This is a genomic window from Arthrobacter sp. PvP103 (assembly GCF_017833075.1).
GTDB lineage: Bacteria > Actinomycetota > Actinomycetes > Actinomycetales > Micrococcaceae > Arthrobacter.
Window position 1 is genome coordinate 2915122 of the sequence record NZ_JAFIBQ010000001.1, and the last position, 17246, is coordinate 2932367.

The 17246-nt window shown below is 63.5% G+C and carries 16 protein-coding genes; 6 read left to right on the forward strand and 10 right to left on the reverse strand.

All coding sequences use genetic code 11. From position 1 onward, the window contains the following. Window positions 1-302 precede the first annotated feature (302 nt). On the forward strand, window positions 303-551 hold the full coding sequence (locus JOE41_RS13475) for a hypothetical protein (protein ID WP_307800703.1): 249 nt from the start codon (window positions 303-305) through the stop codon (window positions 549-551). A gap of 919 nt (window positions 552-1470) precedes the next feature. Here the strand turns inward: JOE41_RS13475 and istB are convergent. Together istB and JOE41_RS13485 are read right to left on the reverse strand one after the other, a co-directional pair. Then, window positions 1471-2259: an IS21-like element helper ATPase IstB gene (istB, locus tag JOE41_RS13480; protein WP_209752639.1), complete on the reverse strand. Its 789-nt coding sequence runs from the start codon at window positions 2257-2259 to the stop codon at window positions 1471-1473. Then, window positions 2259-3290, reverse strand: a complete 1032-nt coding sequence (locus JOE41_RS13485; RefSeq protein WP_209752640.1) for a DDE-type integrase/transposase/recombinase — start codon at window positions 3288-3290, stop codon at window positions 2259-2261. The genes istB and JOE41_RS13485 overlap by 1 nt, the downstream gene beginning before the upstream one ends. Window positions 3291-3497: 207 nt before the next feature. Between JOE41_RS13485 and JOE41_RS13490 the strand changes: the two genes are divergently transcribed. Then, the gene (locus tag JOE41_RS13490; RefSeq protein ID WP_209752641.1) at window positions 3498-4157 is read left to right on the forward strand and encodes a hypothetical protein; all 660 of its coding nucleotides are present in this window, start codon (window positions 3498-3500) and stop codon (window positions 4155-4157) included. Window positions 4158-4760: 603 nt separating this feature from the next. Here the strand turns inward: JOE41_RS13490 and JOE41_RS13495 are convergent. Continuing rightward, window positions 4761-5315, reverse strand: coding sequence for a hypothetical protein (locus tag JOE41_RS13495; protein ID WP_209752642.1), 555 nt, complete (start codon window positions 5313-5315; stop codon window positions 4761-4763). A gap of 170 nt (window positions 5316-5485) precedes the next feature. Further along, window positions 5486-5746: a PLD nuclease N-terminal domain-containing protein gene (locus tag JOE41_RS21230; RefSeq protein WP_374068712.1), complete on the reverse strand. Its 261-nt coding sequence runs from the start codon at window positions 5744-5746 to the stop codon at window positions 5486-5488. A 661-nt stretch (window positions 5747-6407) separates the two neighbouring features. Here JOE41_RS21230 and JOE41_RS13505 point away from each other — a divergent pair. The 4 genes from JOE41_RS13505 (at window position 6408) to JOE41_RS13520 (ending at window position 10303) form a co-directional block, all read left to right on the forward strand. Continuing rightward, window positions 6408-6752, forward strand: coding sequence for a hypothetical protein (locus JOE41_RS13505; RefSeq protein ID WP_209752644.1), 345 nt, complete (start codon window positions 6408-6410; stop codon window positions 6750-6752). 1118 nt (window positions 6753-7870) lie between these two features. Next, the gene (locus JOE41_RS13510) at window positions 7871-8155 is read left to right on the forward strand and encodes a hypothetical protein (protein WP_209752645.1); all 285 of its coding nucleotides are present in this window, start codon (window positions 7871-7873) and stop codon (window positions 8153-8155) included. 737 nt (window positions 8156-8892) lie between these two features. After that, window positions 8893-9132, forward strand: a complete 240-nt coding sequence (locus JOE41_RS13515) for a PLD nuclease N-terminal domain-containing protein (RefSeq protein WP_209752646.1) — start codon at window positions 8893-8895, stop codon at window positions 9130-9132. Between the two features lie 577 nt (window positions 9133-9709). Then, window positions 9710-10303 carry a recombinase family protein gene (locus JOE41_RS13520; protein ID WP_011690340.1) on the forward strand — a complete coding sequence of 198 codons (594 nt, stop codon included), beginning with the start codon at window positions 9710-9712 and terminating at the stop codon, window positions 10301-10303. A 112-nt stretch (window positions 10304-10415) separates the two neighbouring features. Here JOE41_RS13520 and JOE41_RS13525 read toward each other — a convergent pair whose 3' ends face one another. The 6 genes from JOE41_RS13525 to JOE41_RS13550 form a co-directional block, all read right to left on the reverse strand. Beyond that, entirely contained in the window at window positions 10416-10619 is a 204-nt protein-coding gene (locus JOE41_RS13525) for a cold-shock protein (RefSeq protein ID WP_009357211.1), read from the reverse strand. 144 nt (window positions 10620-10763) lie between these two features. Then, complete coding sequence (locus JOE41_RS13530; protein WP_011690341.1) at window positions 10764-11687, reverse strand: alpha/beta fold hydrolase; 924 nt, start codon at window positions 11685-11687, stop codon at window positions 10764-10766. 90 nt (window positions 11688-11777) lie between these two features. Further along, window positions 11778-14498 (reverse strand): PEP/pyruvate-binding domain-containing protein, encoded by a 2721-nt coding sequence (locus JOE41_RS13535; protein ID WP_209752647.1) that lies wholly within the window; start codon window positions 14496-14498, stop codon window positions 11778-11780. Between the two features lie 9 nt (window positions 14499-14507). Next, window positions 14508-14825, reverse strand: a complete 318-nt coding sequence (locus JOE41_RS13540) for a hypothetical protein (protein WP_209752648.1) — start codon at window positions 14823-14825, stop codon at window positions 14508-14510. A 108-nt stretch (window positions 14826-14933) separates the two neighbouring features. Next, window positions 14934-16085 carry a diguanylate cyclase gene (locus JOE41_RS13545; RefSeq protein WP_209752649.1) on the reverse strand — a complete coding sequence of 384 codons (1152 nt, stop codon included), beginning with the start codon at window positions 16083-16085 and terminating at the stop codon, window positions 14934-14936. Window positions 16086-16181: 96 nt separating this feature from the next. Next, the gene (locus tag JOE41_RS13550; protein WP_011690345.1) at window positions 16182-17237 is read right to left on the reverse strand and encodes a zinc-dependent alcohol dehydrogenase family protein; all 1056 of its coding nucleotides are present in this window, start codon (window positions 17235-17237) and stop codon (window positions 16182-16184) included. Between the last annotated feature and the right edge of the window lie 9 nt (window positions 17238-17246).

The window sequence follows — 17246 nt, forward strand, 5'->3', positions numbered from 1 at the left end:
TATGGACATCCCTGCCCAGTCAAGCCCCTTGTCCGCGCTGATGCTGATAGTTTGGTCATTTTAGTTCCAGCCTCTTTCCAGAGAATCCCCGAAGTGTCGCAAGACTATTGACCGTACTAGAGCGGTGATCGCTGTCGCCGCCGGAAGCCTCGCGATTGCGGTGCCCGCGACGGCATCGCAAAACCCTGGGGATACGCGGCACTGAGGTTGTGAGACCCCGGGATGGAGCTGTCCCGTAAGGGAATCGTGAGCCGAAACCCTGGCTGGACACGACCAGCGCGCACGGGAAGCTGATCTTCGACATGTTCCCGTCTCTGGCAGAGTACGAACGCTCCCGATTGTCCGAACGCACGAGGGCAGGGTTAGCGGCCGCGAAAGCCATGGGACGACTCGGCGGACGTCCGCCGGCGATGACCGGCGACGAAACTTGCGGCAGCCAGGGACCTGCGGCGTCAGGGAAAGAAACTGCAGGAGATCGCGGAGACTCTCAGCGTGAGCATGTCCACCCTCACCAGGGCGCTCGGGCCGCGAACAGGCAAGCCGGCGCCTGAGTCCCAATCTCTGGTTCAGAACGTTGCGTAAGTCGGTTCCGCCAGCGGCCAGTGCGACGTCGGTCTTGGAACCCTGACCGGGCCGAATATGGGCTCGTCCGACGAGCGAAGACCGGAGAGCCGACTCGCGACGCGCAGAGTGAAAGCGACAAAGAACGGGCAGTCTGAGCCACAGGGAGGATGTGCAGTCGCAGTGATGTGATTCCGTCAGTGGCACCGACAGGAGGCTGGTACTGTCACCTGAATGATGCCTCCGGCCGCGTAGTTCAGCTCTCTGGGGAAGGGCCCGGAAGGCTTGTTAGGCGGATCTCTACGCTCTTCTTTATCCCTGACGAGGTCGTCGCAATGACGGTGAAGTCTTTTTTGGTCGGTTTAAGTACGACTGCCAACGCAGTTCCTGCTGGGCCTGTGACCTCTTGCGAGATTTCCGCACTATCCGCAGGTGCGATTTGATAATAGGCGCCACTCGCACAGTCCTGGGTGAAGCTCAGATAAATGAGTCCGGTGCTACTTGTGCTCTCAATCGGCTGCACTGAGCCATTCACGATGTCGGATATCACCGGGACGTCCCGGCCACGGCTGATAACCGTGCCACACAGCCGGACTTGGCCTTGATCGTAGACCACGGGTCCATGACTCTCTTTGGGCAGCGGACTTGGCGCGCATGAGGTGAGCGCGAGCGAGAATACGAACGCGGTGACAGCGATTCTTAGACCTCGACGCATGTGCCCGACCCCCACCGGTAGTTGATTCATTGTGTGCCCCAGCGGTTCGGTCCGCAATGAATTGCAACTGATCACTCGACGGCGCACGAACGAACCCTGAGCGAGAGGAAATTGGGCCGTTCCAGGCGGGGTGTCAGCGCCGGTCGAAAAGTGAGCCATTTCGTGGGTTGAAAAGTGAGCCACGTTGACGTTGGTTATTCTGCCGTATTTTCCGGTCTTGTCGAGGGCAGCGAGTCTGTCCGTGTGTGCTTGAGCCGGTAGCTGGAGCCTTTGAGCGTGACGACTTCGGCGTGGTGGACGATGCGGTCGATCATGGCTGAGGCGACGACTTGGTCACCGAACACGTCTCCCCAGCGGGCGAACGGCAGGTTCGAGGTCAGGATGAGCGAGGCGTGCTCGTAGCGTGAGGAGACGAGCTGGAAGAACAGGTTCGCGGCGTCCTGCTCGAACGGGATGTAGCCGACCTCATCAACGATGATCAGCCCGTAGCGGCGCAGCCTGACCAGTTCCTGCGGCAGCCTCCCGCCCTGATGAGCAGCTTGGAGCCGGGCGACCCAGTCGATGGCGGTTGCGAACAGGACCCGGTGGCCCAGCTGGGTGGCCCGCAGCCCCAACCCGGTGGCAAGGTGCGTTTTGCCGGTTCCCGGCGGTCCGAGCAGGACAATGTTGGACGCCTTGGTCAGGAACGCACCGGTGGCCAGGTGCGCGATGGTGTCGCGTTTGAGGCCGGGCTGATGGTCGAAGCTGAAGTCCTCGAGCGACTTGCGGGCAGGAAACCCGGCTGCCCGGGCACGGGCTTCGGCGCCGGAGGCTTCGCGGGCGGCGACTTCCCGGGACAGGACGGCGGCGAGGTATTCCTCATGGGTCCAGCCGGCCTCGCGGGCCTGGTCCGCGAGCCTCGCTGCTGCTTCCCGGATCCGTGGCGCCTTCATCGCCCGGGAGTAGTACTCGATCTGGCCGGCGGTTTCCTTGGCTTCGGTCATCAGGCGACCTGCCCGTCATCGAGGACGACACCGAACGCCCGGTCGTAGTCAGCCAGGTCCCGCAGCCCGGCTGTGTCTCCGACGGGTGCCGGGTTTTGGAAGGCTTTCCGCAAGTTCCGGGCTGCCTCGACATGGTCCGAATCCGTGATTGTCAGGCCGGTGCCCCAAGACCGGGAGTGGCTTCCGACACATCGCCCGTCCAGGGTGATCGTGACTGTTTCCAAGTCTGCGGTGACGTCGACGAACCTGCCGATGGCGTGCGGGTGCACGGAGTAGTCGTTGGATCCCATCCGGACGTAGTAGTCCCGCGGGAGCCTGACCCTTGCGGCGAATCCGGTCACGGGCGGAACCGGCGGCAGTCCCAGCATCGCCGCCTTGTCCTGGCGGATCAGCTCCGCGGGCCGGGCTCCGGTCCGCCGGACCAGACGGGCATTGGCCAGGGGAAGCCACTGGCCGAGCTGGGCGTTGAAATCCTCCGGCGAAGTGAAGGTCCGGCCGGGAAGGAACGAGGTCTCCAGGAACTGGTTGGCCCGCTCCACAACGCCCTTGCTCTCCGGATCGTAGGGCTTGACCTGCACGATTCTGGTGGCGAGGACCCCGGCGAACGCCGCGACCCCGGCGGAGTAGCTGTTCCGCCGTCCGATGCCGGCTTCGTTGTCCCAGATCAGCCGCCGCGGAACCGCACCCAGGGACCCGATCAGCTCCCACATCCCGGCCAGCAGGTCCCCGGTCATCCGGGACGGGAGCATCCGCGCCAGGATGAACCGCGAATGCGAGGACACCATCACCAGCACCGGCAGAACCCTCGACTTCCCGCCACCGACCGGTATCCGCACCTCGGGAAACCACAGGTCGCACTGCGCCTGGTCCCCGGGTTCGTAACTGATCCGGTCCGCGGGATCGGCAGGGGCATACTCCGGCCGGATCCTGGCCACGTTCTCCCGGAACCATGCCGGGGACCCGGACCAGCCCACACGCTCCGCCAACACCGTCGCCGGCATCCGCGGGTTCTCCGGTGGCTCAGTTTTCAACCGTCACTATGGCTCAGTTTTCGACCGTCACCGACACGCGGGACCCAAAGTGGCGAGGCATGGGGGACTCGTTGACCAGGAACAGCGGGCTGGGACCATTGGTTTATTGGTGCTCATAGTTCAGGATTTGAGGATCTACACAGGACGCATAAGCAGGTTTTCACTGGCGTCTTGTCAGCGTTTTGTGCTTCGGGGAAGAAGAAGACGATGAGCGGTATTGACGATCTCATGGCGGAGTCCAATGACCGCTGGGTAGACGCGATGAGAAGAGCCAAGGGCGTCGAGGACAACGGCCTGGGCGAGGCCGTGAAAACCTATTACACCCGCTATTTCCCTGCCGGATTCTTCATCCTGGTCGCGGCCGGGACCATCGGTGCAACCCTGGCTTTCCCAGGCACACCGGAGAGGTGGCCGACCTTCCTAACCTTCGGGATTCTCCTTGGATTTCTCGGCGCCCTGATTGGGGGCTTGGTCTACAACGCGAAGAAAGTGGCACCGGCAGCAAAGTTCGGGAGGATCGATGTGCTTCTTTCCCTGGAAAACGAGGAAAAGAAGCAGGTCCGTCGTCAGATCGCAGGGAAGGCATCCATCGATCCGGAACATCTTTCGGTCACCCGGGCCGCCGCGGTGCAATTACGAAAGGGCCTCGCCACGCAACTGCTTCTGGCGCCGTTATATCCGCTCATCTTTATTCCCCAAGTTATGAACTCAGCTCTCCGCGGTGACAGTCTGTTCGCTTGGCTGATGGCAATTGGTGTGGGAGTAATAGCGGCCGGGGTAGGGTTTCTCGTCCGTGACTTCCGGCGGGCGGGCCGGTTCCTGGCTCACACAGCGGAGCAGGCAGCCCCCGGCAACGCGCCGTTTTAATGTTTCAAAGCCGAACCCTTACCGGGCCGAAAACTGGCCCCTTCGGCACCTGTCGCCCATCGTGGCCAAGAATTGGCGGTCCGAAGGATTGCAACCCTTACCGGGCCGAAACACCTTCACCTAGAAAGATTTCCCCGGCCGCATTTCCGGGTCCTGTTGGCTAGTCGGCTGGACCAGTAAGCTGTGCCCATGGGTACGAGGGCAGGACTTATTCGCCACTTGGGTGGCCTTGGACTGTGGCGATTCTGTTTGTGTTTGCGATGAACGTCGTAGGGACTGGGTCAACCGGAACGAGTCCTCATCATGATTAGCGCGCAACATGATCGTCGGCCTGGTGATGACTGTACCCATAGCCGTCTTCGAATCGCGCAACCCGCGTCAGAAAGGCAAGCCGCTGGATTCCCGGCGGATCGCACTTATGAGCCTTGGCTTCACGGGCTCCCTGCTGTCCCTATTTGCAAGCGCTGCAATGTTTTTAACTGCCAGGTCCGGTGGGTACGACCTGTAGTCCAGATGCCCGGCAGCTGGGATTCGGCGGTATTCGTCCCGATGCTGGCCTTGACGACCCCGACTGCATGTCCGTTGCAGATGTGCGACGCCGGCCTACGGACTGGCGTCCGGGCCCGAGAATAGGCTGAGACCTGCTTCTCCGGTGGCTACTTCCAGGTCTCCCTTGTCTGTGCCGATTGCCGCGATTTTCCAGGACCGCTGGAGCTCTGCTGGCTTCTTCGGGGGAAGGTCGAGCAATCCGTAGAAGGACAGCTCGCTGAACTCCCGCACGTGCTCCGTGGGGGATCCTATGCCGGCAAGCAGAGGCTGGAACTTGATAGTTCCATTGTTCACTTCTGCGATTCCCTGTTCCCACCTGCTGCTCAGTGAACCGGGGAGAGCCTTGGGGTATCGGATTGCGCATTCGATGAGTCCGCGCTCCACGTCCCGGAGAAGACGAATCTTCCTTTCCGCCGCTGCCAGTCGCGAGACTATGAGCGTAAGGGCAGCCATGACGGCGACTGTGAGGGCAATTGCGGGCCAGAAGCCAAGTGGTTCACGGAGGATGCTGGAGACCAAAAAGCCAACTAAGAGAACCCACCAGTACGACCGCGTGAGGGCCTTTTCCCACCTCCCGAGGGGCGAGGGCTCCCTTATCTCAGCTGCCATGTTTTGATCCTAGCCCGCACTGATACGCAGGCCAGGAGGAATTGAACCTTGAACGAGAGCCGAACCCTGTGCGGGACACTTTTCCCAGCGACTGCCCTTCTCGGAGCAGGGAGCCAACCTGGAAGCGACGCAGCCTACTTGGTTAAGAGCATCGACAGACCGATTTGAACCTAGCTAGGTAGAGAGCCGTTTCGTTGCGAAGCCTTTCGCCCTCCGATGAACCAGAGAAGCGGGCCGATAAACGGCAGCACAAAGACGATCACCGCCCACACAAAGAGTGTCCTGGGTGGTTGATCCTTCGCCCGGAAGATGGTTATCCACGCTCCGATCAACAGCGCGACATAGGCCAGAGCAACGACGCTTTGCAGGGCCAACCATGATCCAGGAATCACAGGATTCGTAATTGTGGAGCGAGCTATGGTCGACAACATTTTCCCCCCAAGGATCAGTGCTCTCGCCGGAGGCGATGTTCACTATCGAATGCGGTAGACGTTACCGCCAACTGCGGGCCCGAGATAGTCACACGGCAACCCTCTCCGGGTCCGACACCGACCAGTAGCCGCTCCTGAAGGGGATGGGTGGCTCGGGTAGGCTCGGGACACCAAGCCTGAGGGGGCAGCCGCATGGAACCCGAGCATTACAGCAGACCGTTCAACGATCACGCCACCAGCAGTGAGCCCGCTGCCAAAACGTGGGAAGAGCAAAAGCGAATCAGGTTCTCAGCCTGGCTCGGTATCGGCCTCGCCATATTCATCATGGTTCCAGCCGTATACAGGCTTGCCACAGAACCGCCGCGCTGGCCAGACGCCATATTCGTCAGCGTCGGAGTGGGGTTGATCATTTTTCACACCGTCCGGGTGCTTCGCCTACGCAGGGGCTAACTAGACGGTCTCCTGCAGGCTATGGAGGCCAAAGAGCGGCAGTAGGGTTCGAGTGTCCGGCGCCGTAGACTCCGTTTCATTTGGGGATCGATTACGGGCGCAGGTGCGACACAAAGCGATCACAGAGCACCGCCGCGAAGCGATCAAATCCACACCCGGCAACAGAATGGCCCAGGGCCCGGCCCATTCTTCGAAGCGTAAGATCACCTGCATGCACGTCGAAGCGTCCTACGAACGAGACAGCCGTTGGGAGCAACACCAGAGCACTTTCCGCGTGTACTTTTTTGAGGAGCCTGGGCCCGGCTACTCGGTCAGCACCTTCGATCTAACGGATGCGACTTTGTCGGAAGCCAAAACTTGGGCGGAAGATGAGGCTGGTGACCGCATGTATTCGATTGCACTGGTTTCATCGAATGAGCAGGGACATCGGGGACTTATTTGGCTCATCGGCGACGATGCCAATGATGTGTTGGACCAAGCCCCCACCGAGGTTCGCCAGCGAGTCCAAAGTAGGCTGCGACAAGAAATGATAGAAAATCGCTCGCGGCGAAATTAGGCCACGATCACCGCACAACCGTTGCACGCGCACCGTCCGCTCATGGATCCATGAGCGGGGCCCTGGGCCATTCTGTTGCCGGGTGTGGATTTGATCGCTTCGCGGCGGTGCTCTGTGATCGCTTTGTGTCGCACCTGCGCCCGTAATCGATCCTTTGCCGGGCTTCGGGACTTGTCCGGCGACCCCGGGAGTTGAGGGGGCATCCAAACTAGACCTCAACTGCCAATTTGGCGACCCGCTGGCCGCGGCCTCTTAGGAATGCGGCATCTCTACAAGGTTGGCCGTGCCATACGCCGTCTTTTCGGCAAAGTTATAGATCACGACGCTGCGAACGGGCCCGGGCATCGCCTCCCACATCCTGAGGTCCATTTCGATGCGCTGACTACTCGATCGGCTGAGGGGTTGCGGCCCCAGCTCAATGAGTGTCGACGATGACAGCTCCAGTTCACCACTGGGTCCGGGGCGCACGGTCCCAGGGCTCAGCACGAGACGGACACCGTCTCCGGAACCTGTAGTAAAGTCTTCTAGCTGCACGAATGCACCGGACTCTGTGACACGGATGGTGGCCGTCCCAGTGGTGGTCGCTCCTTGCGACTGAAATTGACCTTGTAGAGTCACGGGACCGGCAGCAGCCGTCGCGCTGGGAGTCGGTGACGGCCGACTCGACTCGCTTGCCGGGTCCGGCACGGGCTCTGCGTAGGTGCAGCCGGCGAGGCTTGAAACTAGCAGGCTCGCGAGCAGCGTCGATCGAAGAAGCTTCATTATTCCCCCAATGATTTTCGTTCATACGCACCCTACCCGAGCGGTATCTGCGCGGTTGGTCCTTGGGGGAACCCTGATCGGGCGGAAAATTGGCTCTCGGACGAGTAGCGGCCACGAGTGGCTAGAAAAGGGCAAGCCAAGGGAAAGCTACCCTGACCGGGCTGGTGTAGTGTCGGCGCAACGACGTCTGAGGGGGCAGTGTTATTAATCGTCACTCATTTCAACTGATTGTGGCCGGGTTCGGCTTGGCAATTCTGCTTGGTGGCTGTACCGCCCAATCAGGATTCAAAGCTCTGGATCGTGAGGTCGGCGTCGAAGATAGATTGCCGGACGGAATCACGTTCCAAGGAACCGACGTGAAGGCCGAAAGCGCGCGTTTGCTTGCTGCGGAAAAAGGCGTTTCGTATTTCGCGGCCAAAAGCGATGGAACCCGGGAGGCTTGCGTGGTCGTTGTTCCAGACGCCAACCCCTCGCTATGGGTCGCAGGGTGCGGCAGTATGGCCAGCGGCGGCGAGGTCGTAACAGTCAGCAGTGCCACTAGCGCATCCGCCGTCCTGGTGGTTGATGGCACCAACACCAACCAGTGGGAGTCAGAGGGCTGGATAAAGCTGCACAACAACATACTCACCTCGCGCCGGTAGCTAACCCTTTTAATCGTCATCCTGCGAGGTCAGAGGCGCAGCCCCTGACCTGGAAGGCTATGTAGTGTCGGTGCGCTGCTTGGTGGGGTCGTGAGCCGAACCCTTACCGGGCCGAAAACTGGGCATCAGACACCGGATGCCGAAATGTGCATCCACCGCGAGCCCAAAAGAGAAAGCTACCCTGACCGGGCCGCCAGCCGGCCGCCAGGGCGTATGGGCTGGCTTGAATCATCTGCCGCCGAAGACAAAGTAGTAGAGAGCGAAGGCCACTGCTACAGCGACAATAGATATCCCATAATTTCGGACAGAGCGCTTTCGTCTTCTTTGGTACTCGACTGCTTCCTCGTCCGGCAAGAAGAGGTTGACCTTCGCTGCTCCTCTGGACAGAGGTCCGGCTGCAAGGATCATGCCAAGGCCAATGAAAGTGACAAGGGAAACGAAAAGCACCGCCGGCCCCATGCGCATTACCTCTTCTGTGGCTTGTATCGCCTTTGCATAAATACTAGGCGCGAGCATACCGCCCGGCGCCCTTTAGGTAGCCGGCATCATGGTCATGCAGGATCGTGAGCCAAACCCCTACCGGGTCGAAAAACTGGCCCTCTTGGGACCTGGACTAAAAGTCATCCTCCGATGGCCCCCAGAATGATTTGCAACAGCGACCGGGCCTTGTGTCAGCTAGCTGGTTCGGTGGAGTCGCACTGCTAGCCTGTCAGCATCGGCTATGGGGGTAGAGCGACATGGAACTTTGGGAATGGGCTCTGGCAGCACTCGGTGTGGTGTCCGCGCTGTTCATCATGGGATCGATTATCTGGGGTATTTTCGATGTGCTCCGCGAAGAACGGCTCGACCAGACAGCTCGGATCCTGTGGGTCCTGGCGATGTTCATTCTGCCGCTGTTTGGTGTCATCGCTTGGTTGTTCGCCAAATCCCGGCTTTCATCTCACCTCGGCTCGCAGAGTTACGGCAAGACGCTTTGAGTGCGGCAACGTAGCCCGAATAGGGACTGGCCAGGCAAGCATGATGCTAATGCCAACCGTGAGGCATGGACAGTAATTGGGGGACCCTTGTCATGGAAAGGCAGCACGGATCACTGGAATAATCGCGATTTCAGCCGCTTTGATCGCAGCGGGGGTCATTGTCTATCTCCAAATTGGCGCCGTAACGGGTCAGCGGTGGTCCAGCTTTGGTAATCAGGGGCCGCATTGGCCATTCACGCTATTCATCTTGGCGCTTCTCTTGGCCATCGCCGCGTTCGCTGTCTTTGTAGTGCTTCAGATCAGAGCCGGAAGGCACTCGCGCTAGAAGTTCGCATGCCGAGGTACCTTTCCGGGCACCCGCGCAGACTCATCACCCCACGAAACACAGCGAAACATTTCTCGCACACCCGCCCGTACAAGCCGTCCCGTTAGCCGGTCCTCCTCCGGACGACCCCGCCCCTCACCAGCACAAACGCAGGCTCGACCGGGCACCCCCACCGTAAGACCCGTCCGCTGAAGTGCCCGGTGACGGTGGCATATCTGGTCCACCAAAAGTACGCGTGGCACACTGTTGCGCATGACCGCTTTGCTGGTCGGCTACGCGCGGGTGTCCACGGAGCAGCAGGACCTAACGGCGCAGCGCGACGCATTGTCAGCTATGGGGATCACCGCGGACCGGATCTACGTAGATCACGGGCTGACGGGCACTGACCGGAACCGTCCGGGCCTCAGGGAAGCGATGGCGGCCTGCCGGGACGGTGACACGTTCGTGGTCACCAAGCTGGACCGCCTCGCCAGGTCCGTTCGGGATGCCCACGAAATCGTCGACGAGCTCGCCCAGCGGAATGTGAAACTCAGCATCGGCGGATCGGTGCACGATCCCACGGACCCCATCGGAAAGTTGCTATTCAACGTCCTGGCCATGGTGGCCGAATTCGAGAGCGACCTGATCCGGGCCCGTACCCGCGAGGGCATGAAAATCGCCAAGGCCAAAGGCCGCCTGAAGGGCAAAAAACCCAAGCTGTCTCCGGCCCAGGAAGCCCACCTGGTCAAATTGCACGATGCCGGCGAGCACACCACCGGGGAACTCGCAGAACTCTTTTCAGTGGCCAGGTCCACGGTGTACCGGGCGGTGCAACGCGCCCGCCACAAGTCAGGACCTGCCCGCTAACCGGAAGCTTGGCGAAGCCAACGCAACAGCCCCTCCGGACCGGAAAGGTTCGGAGGGGCTGGTGTTGGTGCAGGGTGGCCCGGCTAAGCGCCGCGACCGTTACCCTAAGCCTTTAGAGAGGGCGGATGTTCTCTGCCTGAGGGCCCTTCGGACCCTGGGTCACATCGAATTCGACCTTCTGGTTCTCGTCCAGTGAACGGTAACCGCTGGTAGCGATCGCCGAGTAGTGGGCGAAAACGTCAGCTGATCCGTCATCGGGGGCAATGAAGCCAAAACCCTTTTCGGCGTTGAACCATTTAACTGTGCCTGTTGCCATGGCTGCATTCCTTTATGTGACTCTGATTCTCTCTGCAGACACGGCGGCCCGCAGAGCGGAGAACGTCCCCCGCTGTCCCCAACGTACGGGGCGGACGCCTCGCTTGCAAGGGTATAAGTGCTCTTGCGACACTATATGTCCGCTTCAGCCGCCCTCGGCGTACATGGCAAGCAGGTCCCGGCCGAACTGATGCGGTGACGTTTCGGACGGGCTGTGCCCCCCGCGGTACACCGAAATCCGGGCTCCGATGGACTGCGCGAACTGGCGGTGCAAGTGCAACGGCCACAAATCGTGCTCGCCCACCGCCACGAATTTCGGCACGGTTGCGGCGGCGAGGTGCTCCCGCAGGTCCGGGACATTCTTCATCAGCCCGTAGATGTCCCGCACGGACTGGCGCCGCGTAAACCGGAACCGGTTCCGGACAAACCGCAGCCGGTTGGGGGAGACCTTGTTGACGTTCCGGCGGATGCCCCAGATCATCAGCGCAGCGCCCACCCGGCCATTGGCCAAGCCGGTGAACCGCCCGAACCGGCTGATCCCCCGGAAGCACTGCCCCGTCAGGGGCGGGCAGCTTAGAAGGGTGAAGCTGCGAAACAGCTCCGGGCGCTTTGAATAGGCAATCTGCGCCACGATCGCGGCAAAGGAGTACCCCACCACATGGGCAGGGACTCCGCCCGACTCGAGGACGGCGACGAAGTCGTTCACGAAGAGCTCGTAGTCATAATGCCTGCGGGGCGGGACGAGGTTCTCCGGCCCCGCGCCTGCCGATTCGTACTGGCCGGCAAGGTCGTAACTCAGCACATAGAACCCGGCTTCGGCAAGCTCCGGCATCATCACGGCGAAGTCCTCTTTGGAGCCCGTGGCACCGGGAACCAGCACCACCCGCGGGTTCTGCGGCTTGCCCATGGCCACCATCGCAAGACTCCCGCTCGGCGCCGCAAAACGAGTGCTCACCGAGCCTTTGGGAAGGACGGCCCAGTTCCAGTCGCGGATCTCCGCATCCTTCAGCGTCGCATCATCCATCACCCCGTCCGCGGAAGGGTATTCCTCGTACTCGGGGGACGCCATGGCTCAACGATAGCCCCGGCGGAACCCGTTCCCTCGAAAAACGACCGCATCCCGCCCCGAGCAAGCCCCGGTACCAAGGTCAGCCGGACCTCACCATGTCACGGTTCCGGCCGCGCCATCCACGGTGACGGTCTGCCCGTCACGCAGCCGCACGGTGGCATCAGCCACACCCACGACGGCGGGGATGCCGTACTCCCGGGCCACCACTGCGCCATGGGAAATGACGCCGCCCATCTCCATCACCAGGGCACCCGCGGTCAGGAAGAGCGGCGTCCAGCCGGGATCAGTGGAGGGGGCCACCAGGATTTCCCCTGGTTCCACATGGGCACCCACCGGATCCATGACCACCCTGACCTTCCCGGTGGCGGTGCCGGCCGAGGCCGGAGTCCCGGTGAGGCGGTCCGCGGCAGCCGCCTGGGGCAGCGCGGCCGCCGCCGCCATCATGGCGGCCTCCACGTCGGTGCCGTCCGAGAGCAAAAGGCGCGGAACGCGCCGCCGCCGCAGTTCGACGTCGTACATCCGACGGCGCACGGCGACCACTTCCTTCAGGTCCGCACCGCGGAGGGCAACACGCAGTTCTTCAAAGTCCAGGAAGAAGACGTCGGTGGCAGCCGAGATGTTGCCGGTCCGCGTCAGTTCCTCGCCGACGGCGGTGAGCTGCCGGTGCATCTCCGCCAGCACCATCACGATGTAGAACTTGGGCAGCTCACGCAGTCCGGACAGCTGCCGTGCCCTGCGCAGGCACAGTGCCACCAGGCGCCCCCGCAGCCGGCTCCTGGCTGCCGCCCGTTCCACGAGTTCGCTGACCCGGGCTTCCGCGTGATCGGCGGCACGGGCAAACTGGCGGTCCGGAGCCTGCTCAGGATCCTCAACCCGGAGGTAGTTCGAGATTATCCCCAGAAGGTGGTCCGGTTCCTCGGCCCATCGCGGCATCCCCAGGTCTATCTCCGCCACGGCCCGGTGGCCGTACTTGGACAGGAACGTTCGCAACCCCGCCTGCGCAACGCCCGGCAGCCCGCCCGCCGTGTACAGCGCCGCCAGCCCATCCGGCCGCAGCTCCGTGAACACCCTTCGCGACTCCGGGTCCCGGCCAAGCGACACCGCCAGCTGCCACAGTTCCAGGTCCATGATGGTGGTCACGTTGTGGGGAAGCCCCCGAAGGACCGCCTCAAGTTCGCGCGGTTTGGCAATCCCGCGCAGCAGCCTTCGGGCCGCCGCCAGCATGAGGTATCCCACGGACGGACCCGGCAACGTCGCCTGGATGATCCCGTTGACAGTGCTTCCCAGGACGTCCTCCGCGTGCTGCAGCCGTCTCGCCGGAGTCGCAGGGAGGGGGAGCGCAAGCCGGGCTTCGAGGCGGTCCTGGTAGCGCCGCGCCCGGCGAAGCTCCCCGTCCGGCCACAGCAGTGCCCTGATCATGGCCGGAATGAGACCGGCCATCAGCACCAGGCTCTGGGATTCCTCAGTGCCCTTTGCTTCTGTCCCGGCATGGCCCTTCGTGCGCTTCCTGCCCGGCAACCTGCGTGCCGGACGCACAATACTGAACCGCGGGTCCTCCAGCAGCGCGGGGAAGACCGCGGCCGATCTCCCGTCAGCCAGCGGCAGCAACCTCAACAGTGCCTTGCGGCCGGATTTGTTGCGGACCACCGCCGTCAGGTCCACGTACATCCGCAATCCCGGGTTGACGTATTTCCATGGCCCCTTGCTGTTCCTCATGAGGCCCAGCACGGAGAGGCCCATGGGCGTGAGAGGTCGGGTAAGTCCCTGGAGCAGCGTGCCGCACAGGTAGACGCGTGTGTCCCCGCTCGCTGTGCGGTCCGCGCCGCCGGTCCCGCCGGGTGATTCGTCCTCCGGCAGCGGATACAGCGTGGTGATGGGCCGCGATTGGGTCAACCAGGCCTTGCCGCCTGCGTCGATCACCCACTCCACGTCCTGGGGTGCACCAAACAGCCGCTGGGCGGCGTCACCGAGGGATGTCAGTTCGCGAACCTGGGCCGGGTCCAAGCTGGTCCCGGGGCCCTGCGGCCCCTGCAGGATCCGGCTAGTGGCCGTGTCCACAACGAAGTGGTCCGGATTAACGGCCCCGGACACCACCGCCTGTCCCGGTCCGGGGCTGGAATCGATGACGCTCTCGGTCCGCGTGCCCGTCACCGGGTTGGCGGTGAACAGCACGCCCGCCGTGCCGGCGTCGACCATTTGTTGAACGACGACGGCGAGTCCCGCCTCGCGGTTGCTGATCCCGTTCGCTGTGCGGTAAGCCACCGCACGGTCCGTCCACAGCGACGCCCAGCAGCGCCGGACGGCCTGGACGACGGCGTCGGCGCCGATGACATCCATGAAGGAGTCCTGCTGTCCGGCGAAACTGGCAAAGGGCAGGTCCTCAGCGGTGGCGGAAGAACGGACCGCCACCGGAGCGTCGCCCATCGCGGCATAGGCCCCGCGGACAGCGGCCTCGACGTCGGCCGGAACCGGTGCTGCGGCCATCGCCTCGCGGGCTTGCCGCGCGAGGCCGTCCCGCTGGTCGTCCGGCAGCCCGGGAGCGCCGTCGTACTTTTTCGCCCCGTCCAGGCCGTTCGCCCCGTCCAGGCGGGCGGCGATGTAGTCCAGTTCCGCCGGCGCGGCCATCCGGTAGCCCGTTGTGGTCAGGCAGAATCCCGCCGGAACCGGAAAGCCTGCGGCGGCGAGTTTGCCGAGGTTCAGGGCCTTGCCGCCCACGAGCGCCAGCGATCCTGATGCCAGCTCGGCAAGATCGACCACCAGGCTGTTCCCGGTGCCGCTGGCCGGCGCCGGAGCGGGGCTGACGTGAGCCATGTCCGGCTCCTAGCCGTTTTCCGCGGCCTCTCCGTTGTCCTCCCACATGACATCCAGGTTGCGGAAGATCAGCGGTCCGTCGCACAGCGCCGCCATCTTCGCGGCGAACTCCGACGTCTCCGGCCGGCTGGAATTCTCCATCGCCGATTCATAGGAATCGAAGTCGACGATGGTGAAGTAGGTCCCGGGGCGGTCCCTGTCCGCCGTGGCCACGATGCGGCGGAACGTGGGCGGAGTGCCTCCCTCGGTCCGTGACGGCCGGCCCAGCTGCTCTATCTCCTCGATGCGGGAGGTCTGGAATTCGATGATCTGCACAAACCCGGCCATGACGGCTCCTCGACGGCGGTGGATGCTGATGCGGATCAGGCTAGACCCGGCGGCGGGGGAGCGCAAAGGGGAGAAATGCCCTACTTTGCGGTCCGGTTCCTGCGCCGACTACGGAGTATGGATCCCGCGGACCGTGCGGTTGCGGCCGAGCGATTTGGCCCGGTACAAGGCCGCGTCCGCCGTTGCGATCAGCTCATCAAGGCCGGACGTTCCTTTGCCGATAGGGGCGATGCCGTAACTGACCGTGGGCATCCGGGAACCGTCCGGGCCCCGGACCGCTTCGAGCTGCTTGTTGATCTCCGCGGTGATGGCCTCTGCCCGGTCCGGGCTCACACCGGGCAGCAGGAAGATGAATTCCTCGCCGCCGTAGCGTCCCACGAGGTCGGTTGAGCGGACCGTCTCGTTGCAGGCGGAGGCGAACGACTGAAGCGCGGCGTCGCCGGCCGCGTGGCCGTAGGTGTCGTTGACGGCCTTGAAGTGGTCCAGGTCGGCCAGCACCAGGGTGCCGAGCGCACGGGTGTGCCGCAGCCGCAGCAGCTCCTCGGAGGCGAGGTCCAGGAACGCCGCCCGGTTGAGCAGCCCCGTGAGGCCGTCCTGGGTGGCCACCGCCCGGAGCGCGCGTGTCTGCTGTTCGCTGCTGAGCGCCGCCATGCTGAAGGACACCACCACCAGCAGCACCATGGTCACCAGGGTGGTCACCGCGGAGCCGAAATAGGTGACGAAGACCCGGCCGTCCGGGCCTTCAGCCAGATATACGACCAGTCGGCAGAAGTAGTAGGCGGCGAAGAAAGCCGCCGCGATGGCCAGCGGAATCCGGACCCGGGAGTAACCGGGCTCCAACCGCCAGAGTTCGCGGGACGCCAGGCCCAGCATCAGCCCCATCAGGGCAAGGAAGACGGCGCCTCCGGCCCAGATGTTAACCCCCGGGTTTTCCAGGGCTGATGACACCGACACCACGGCGGGACCCGCCGCCAGTTGCCAGGAACGCGGCCGTGCTGCCCGCAGGGACCGGGCACCGGCCCAGACACATGCTCCGCCGGCAACCAGCAGGCAGTTCCCCAGCGGATTGGCCCACACCTGCTGCGGTGTTCCGTTGAAGAGGTAGGCCGCTGAACCGGCGAGGAATAGCGTCAGCGCCACGCACCACCAGGCGCTGTAAGGGGACCGCGTGCTCCGGTACGCAGCGAAGTAGAACAGGAGCGCCAACGTGAACGCAACAATGGCGAAGGCAACCCGGAGGGTCAAGGTGTCAAGTTGCATTCAGTTCCCCCAGTTCGCAACCAATGCGAAGACCCGGACCGTTCCCGGACCGAGTCCCTACGCAGACTTAGTATCGCATTCCGAGCCCCTGGCGGGTCAGGGCGTGAGCAGCACCTTGATGGCGCGGCGTTCGTCCATGGCCTTGTAGGCTTGCGGCGCCTCCTCCAGCGGCATGACGGAGTCAAACACGCGCCCGGGGTTGATGCTGCCGGCCAGCACATCCGCCAGCAGTTCGGGGATGTAGGTTCGGGCGGGTGCCATGCCGCCGGCGATGGAAACGTTGGAGTCGAACAGATAGCGCAGCGGGACCTCGCCCCCGCCGGTGGGGACGCCCACGAAGCCAAGCGCCCCGCCCGGACGGACGCAATGCAGGGCCTGCTCCATGGATTCCTTGGTGCCCACGCATTCCAGCACCGAATCGGCCAGCACGCCGCCCAGCAACGCACGGACCTTGGCCACGCCGTCGTCGCCCCGTTCCTCCACGATGTCCGTGGCGCCGAACTCCCGGGCCAGCGCCTGCCGGTCCGCGTGGCGGGACATGGCAATGATGCGCTCGGCCCCGAGCCGCTTGGCCGCAAGGACACCGCAAAGCCCGACGGCGCCGTCGCCCACCACTACGACGGTCCGGCCCGGCGCCACCTTCGCGGACAGCGCCGCATGGTGGCCGGTGGCCATGACGTCGGACAGCGTCAGCAGGTTGGCCGTCAGTTCAGCATCCGGTTCGGTGACGCCCGGCACCTTGACCAGGGTGCTCTCGGCAAGAGGAACACGGACGGCCTGCCCCTGGCCGCCGTCGATCTTGTGGCCGGTGTCGTCCCGGCCTCCCCAGCCGGCCAGGTGGTCGCAGGCAACGGTGACGCCGTTGAGGCATTGCGGGCACTCGCCGCAGCTGACCACGAAGGGTGCGATGACGAAATCACCCACCGCCAGCTCAGTCACCCCTTCGCCGGTACTCTCCACCACGCCGACGAATTCGTGGCCGATGGCTGTGGGCCTGCGGGTCGGCCTGACGCCGCGGTACGGCCACAGGTCCGAGCCGCAGACGCAGGACGCAGTCACCTTGACCACCACGTCCGTGGGCAGCTGGATGGTGGGGTAGTCCCGGTCTTCAACCCGGATGTCTCCAGGGCCGTGGATGATGGTGGCGCGCATGGGGGGGCT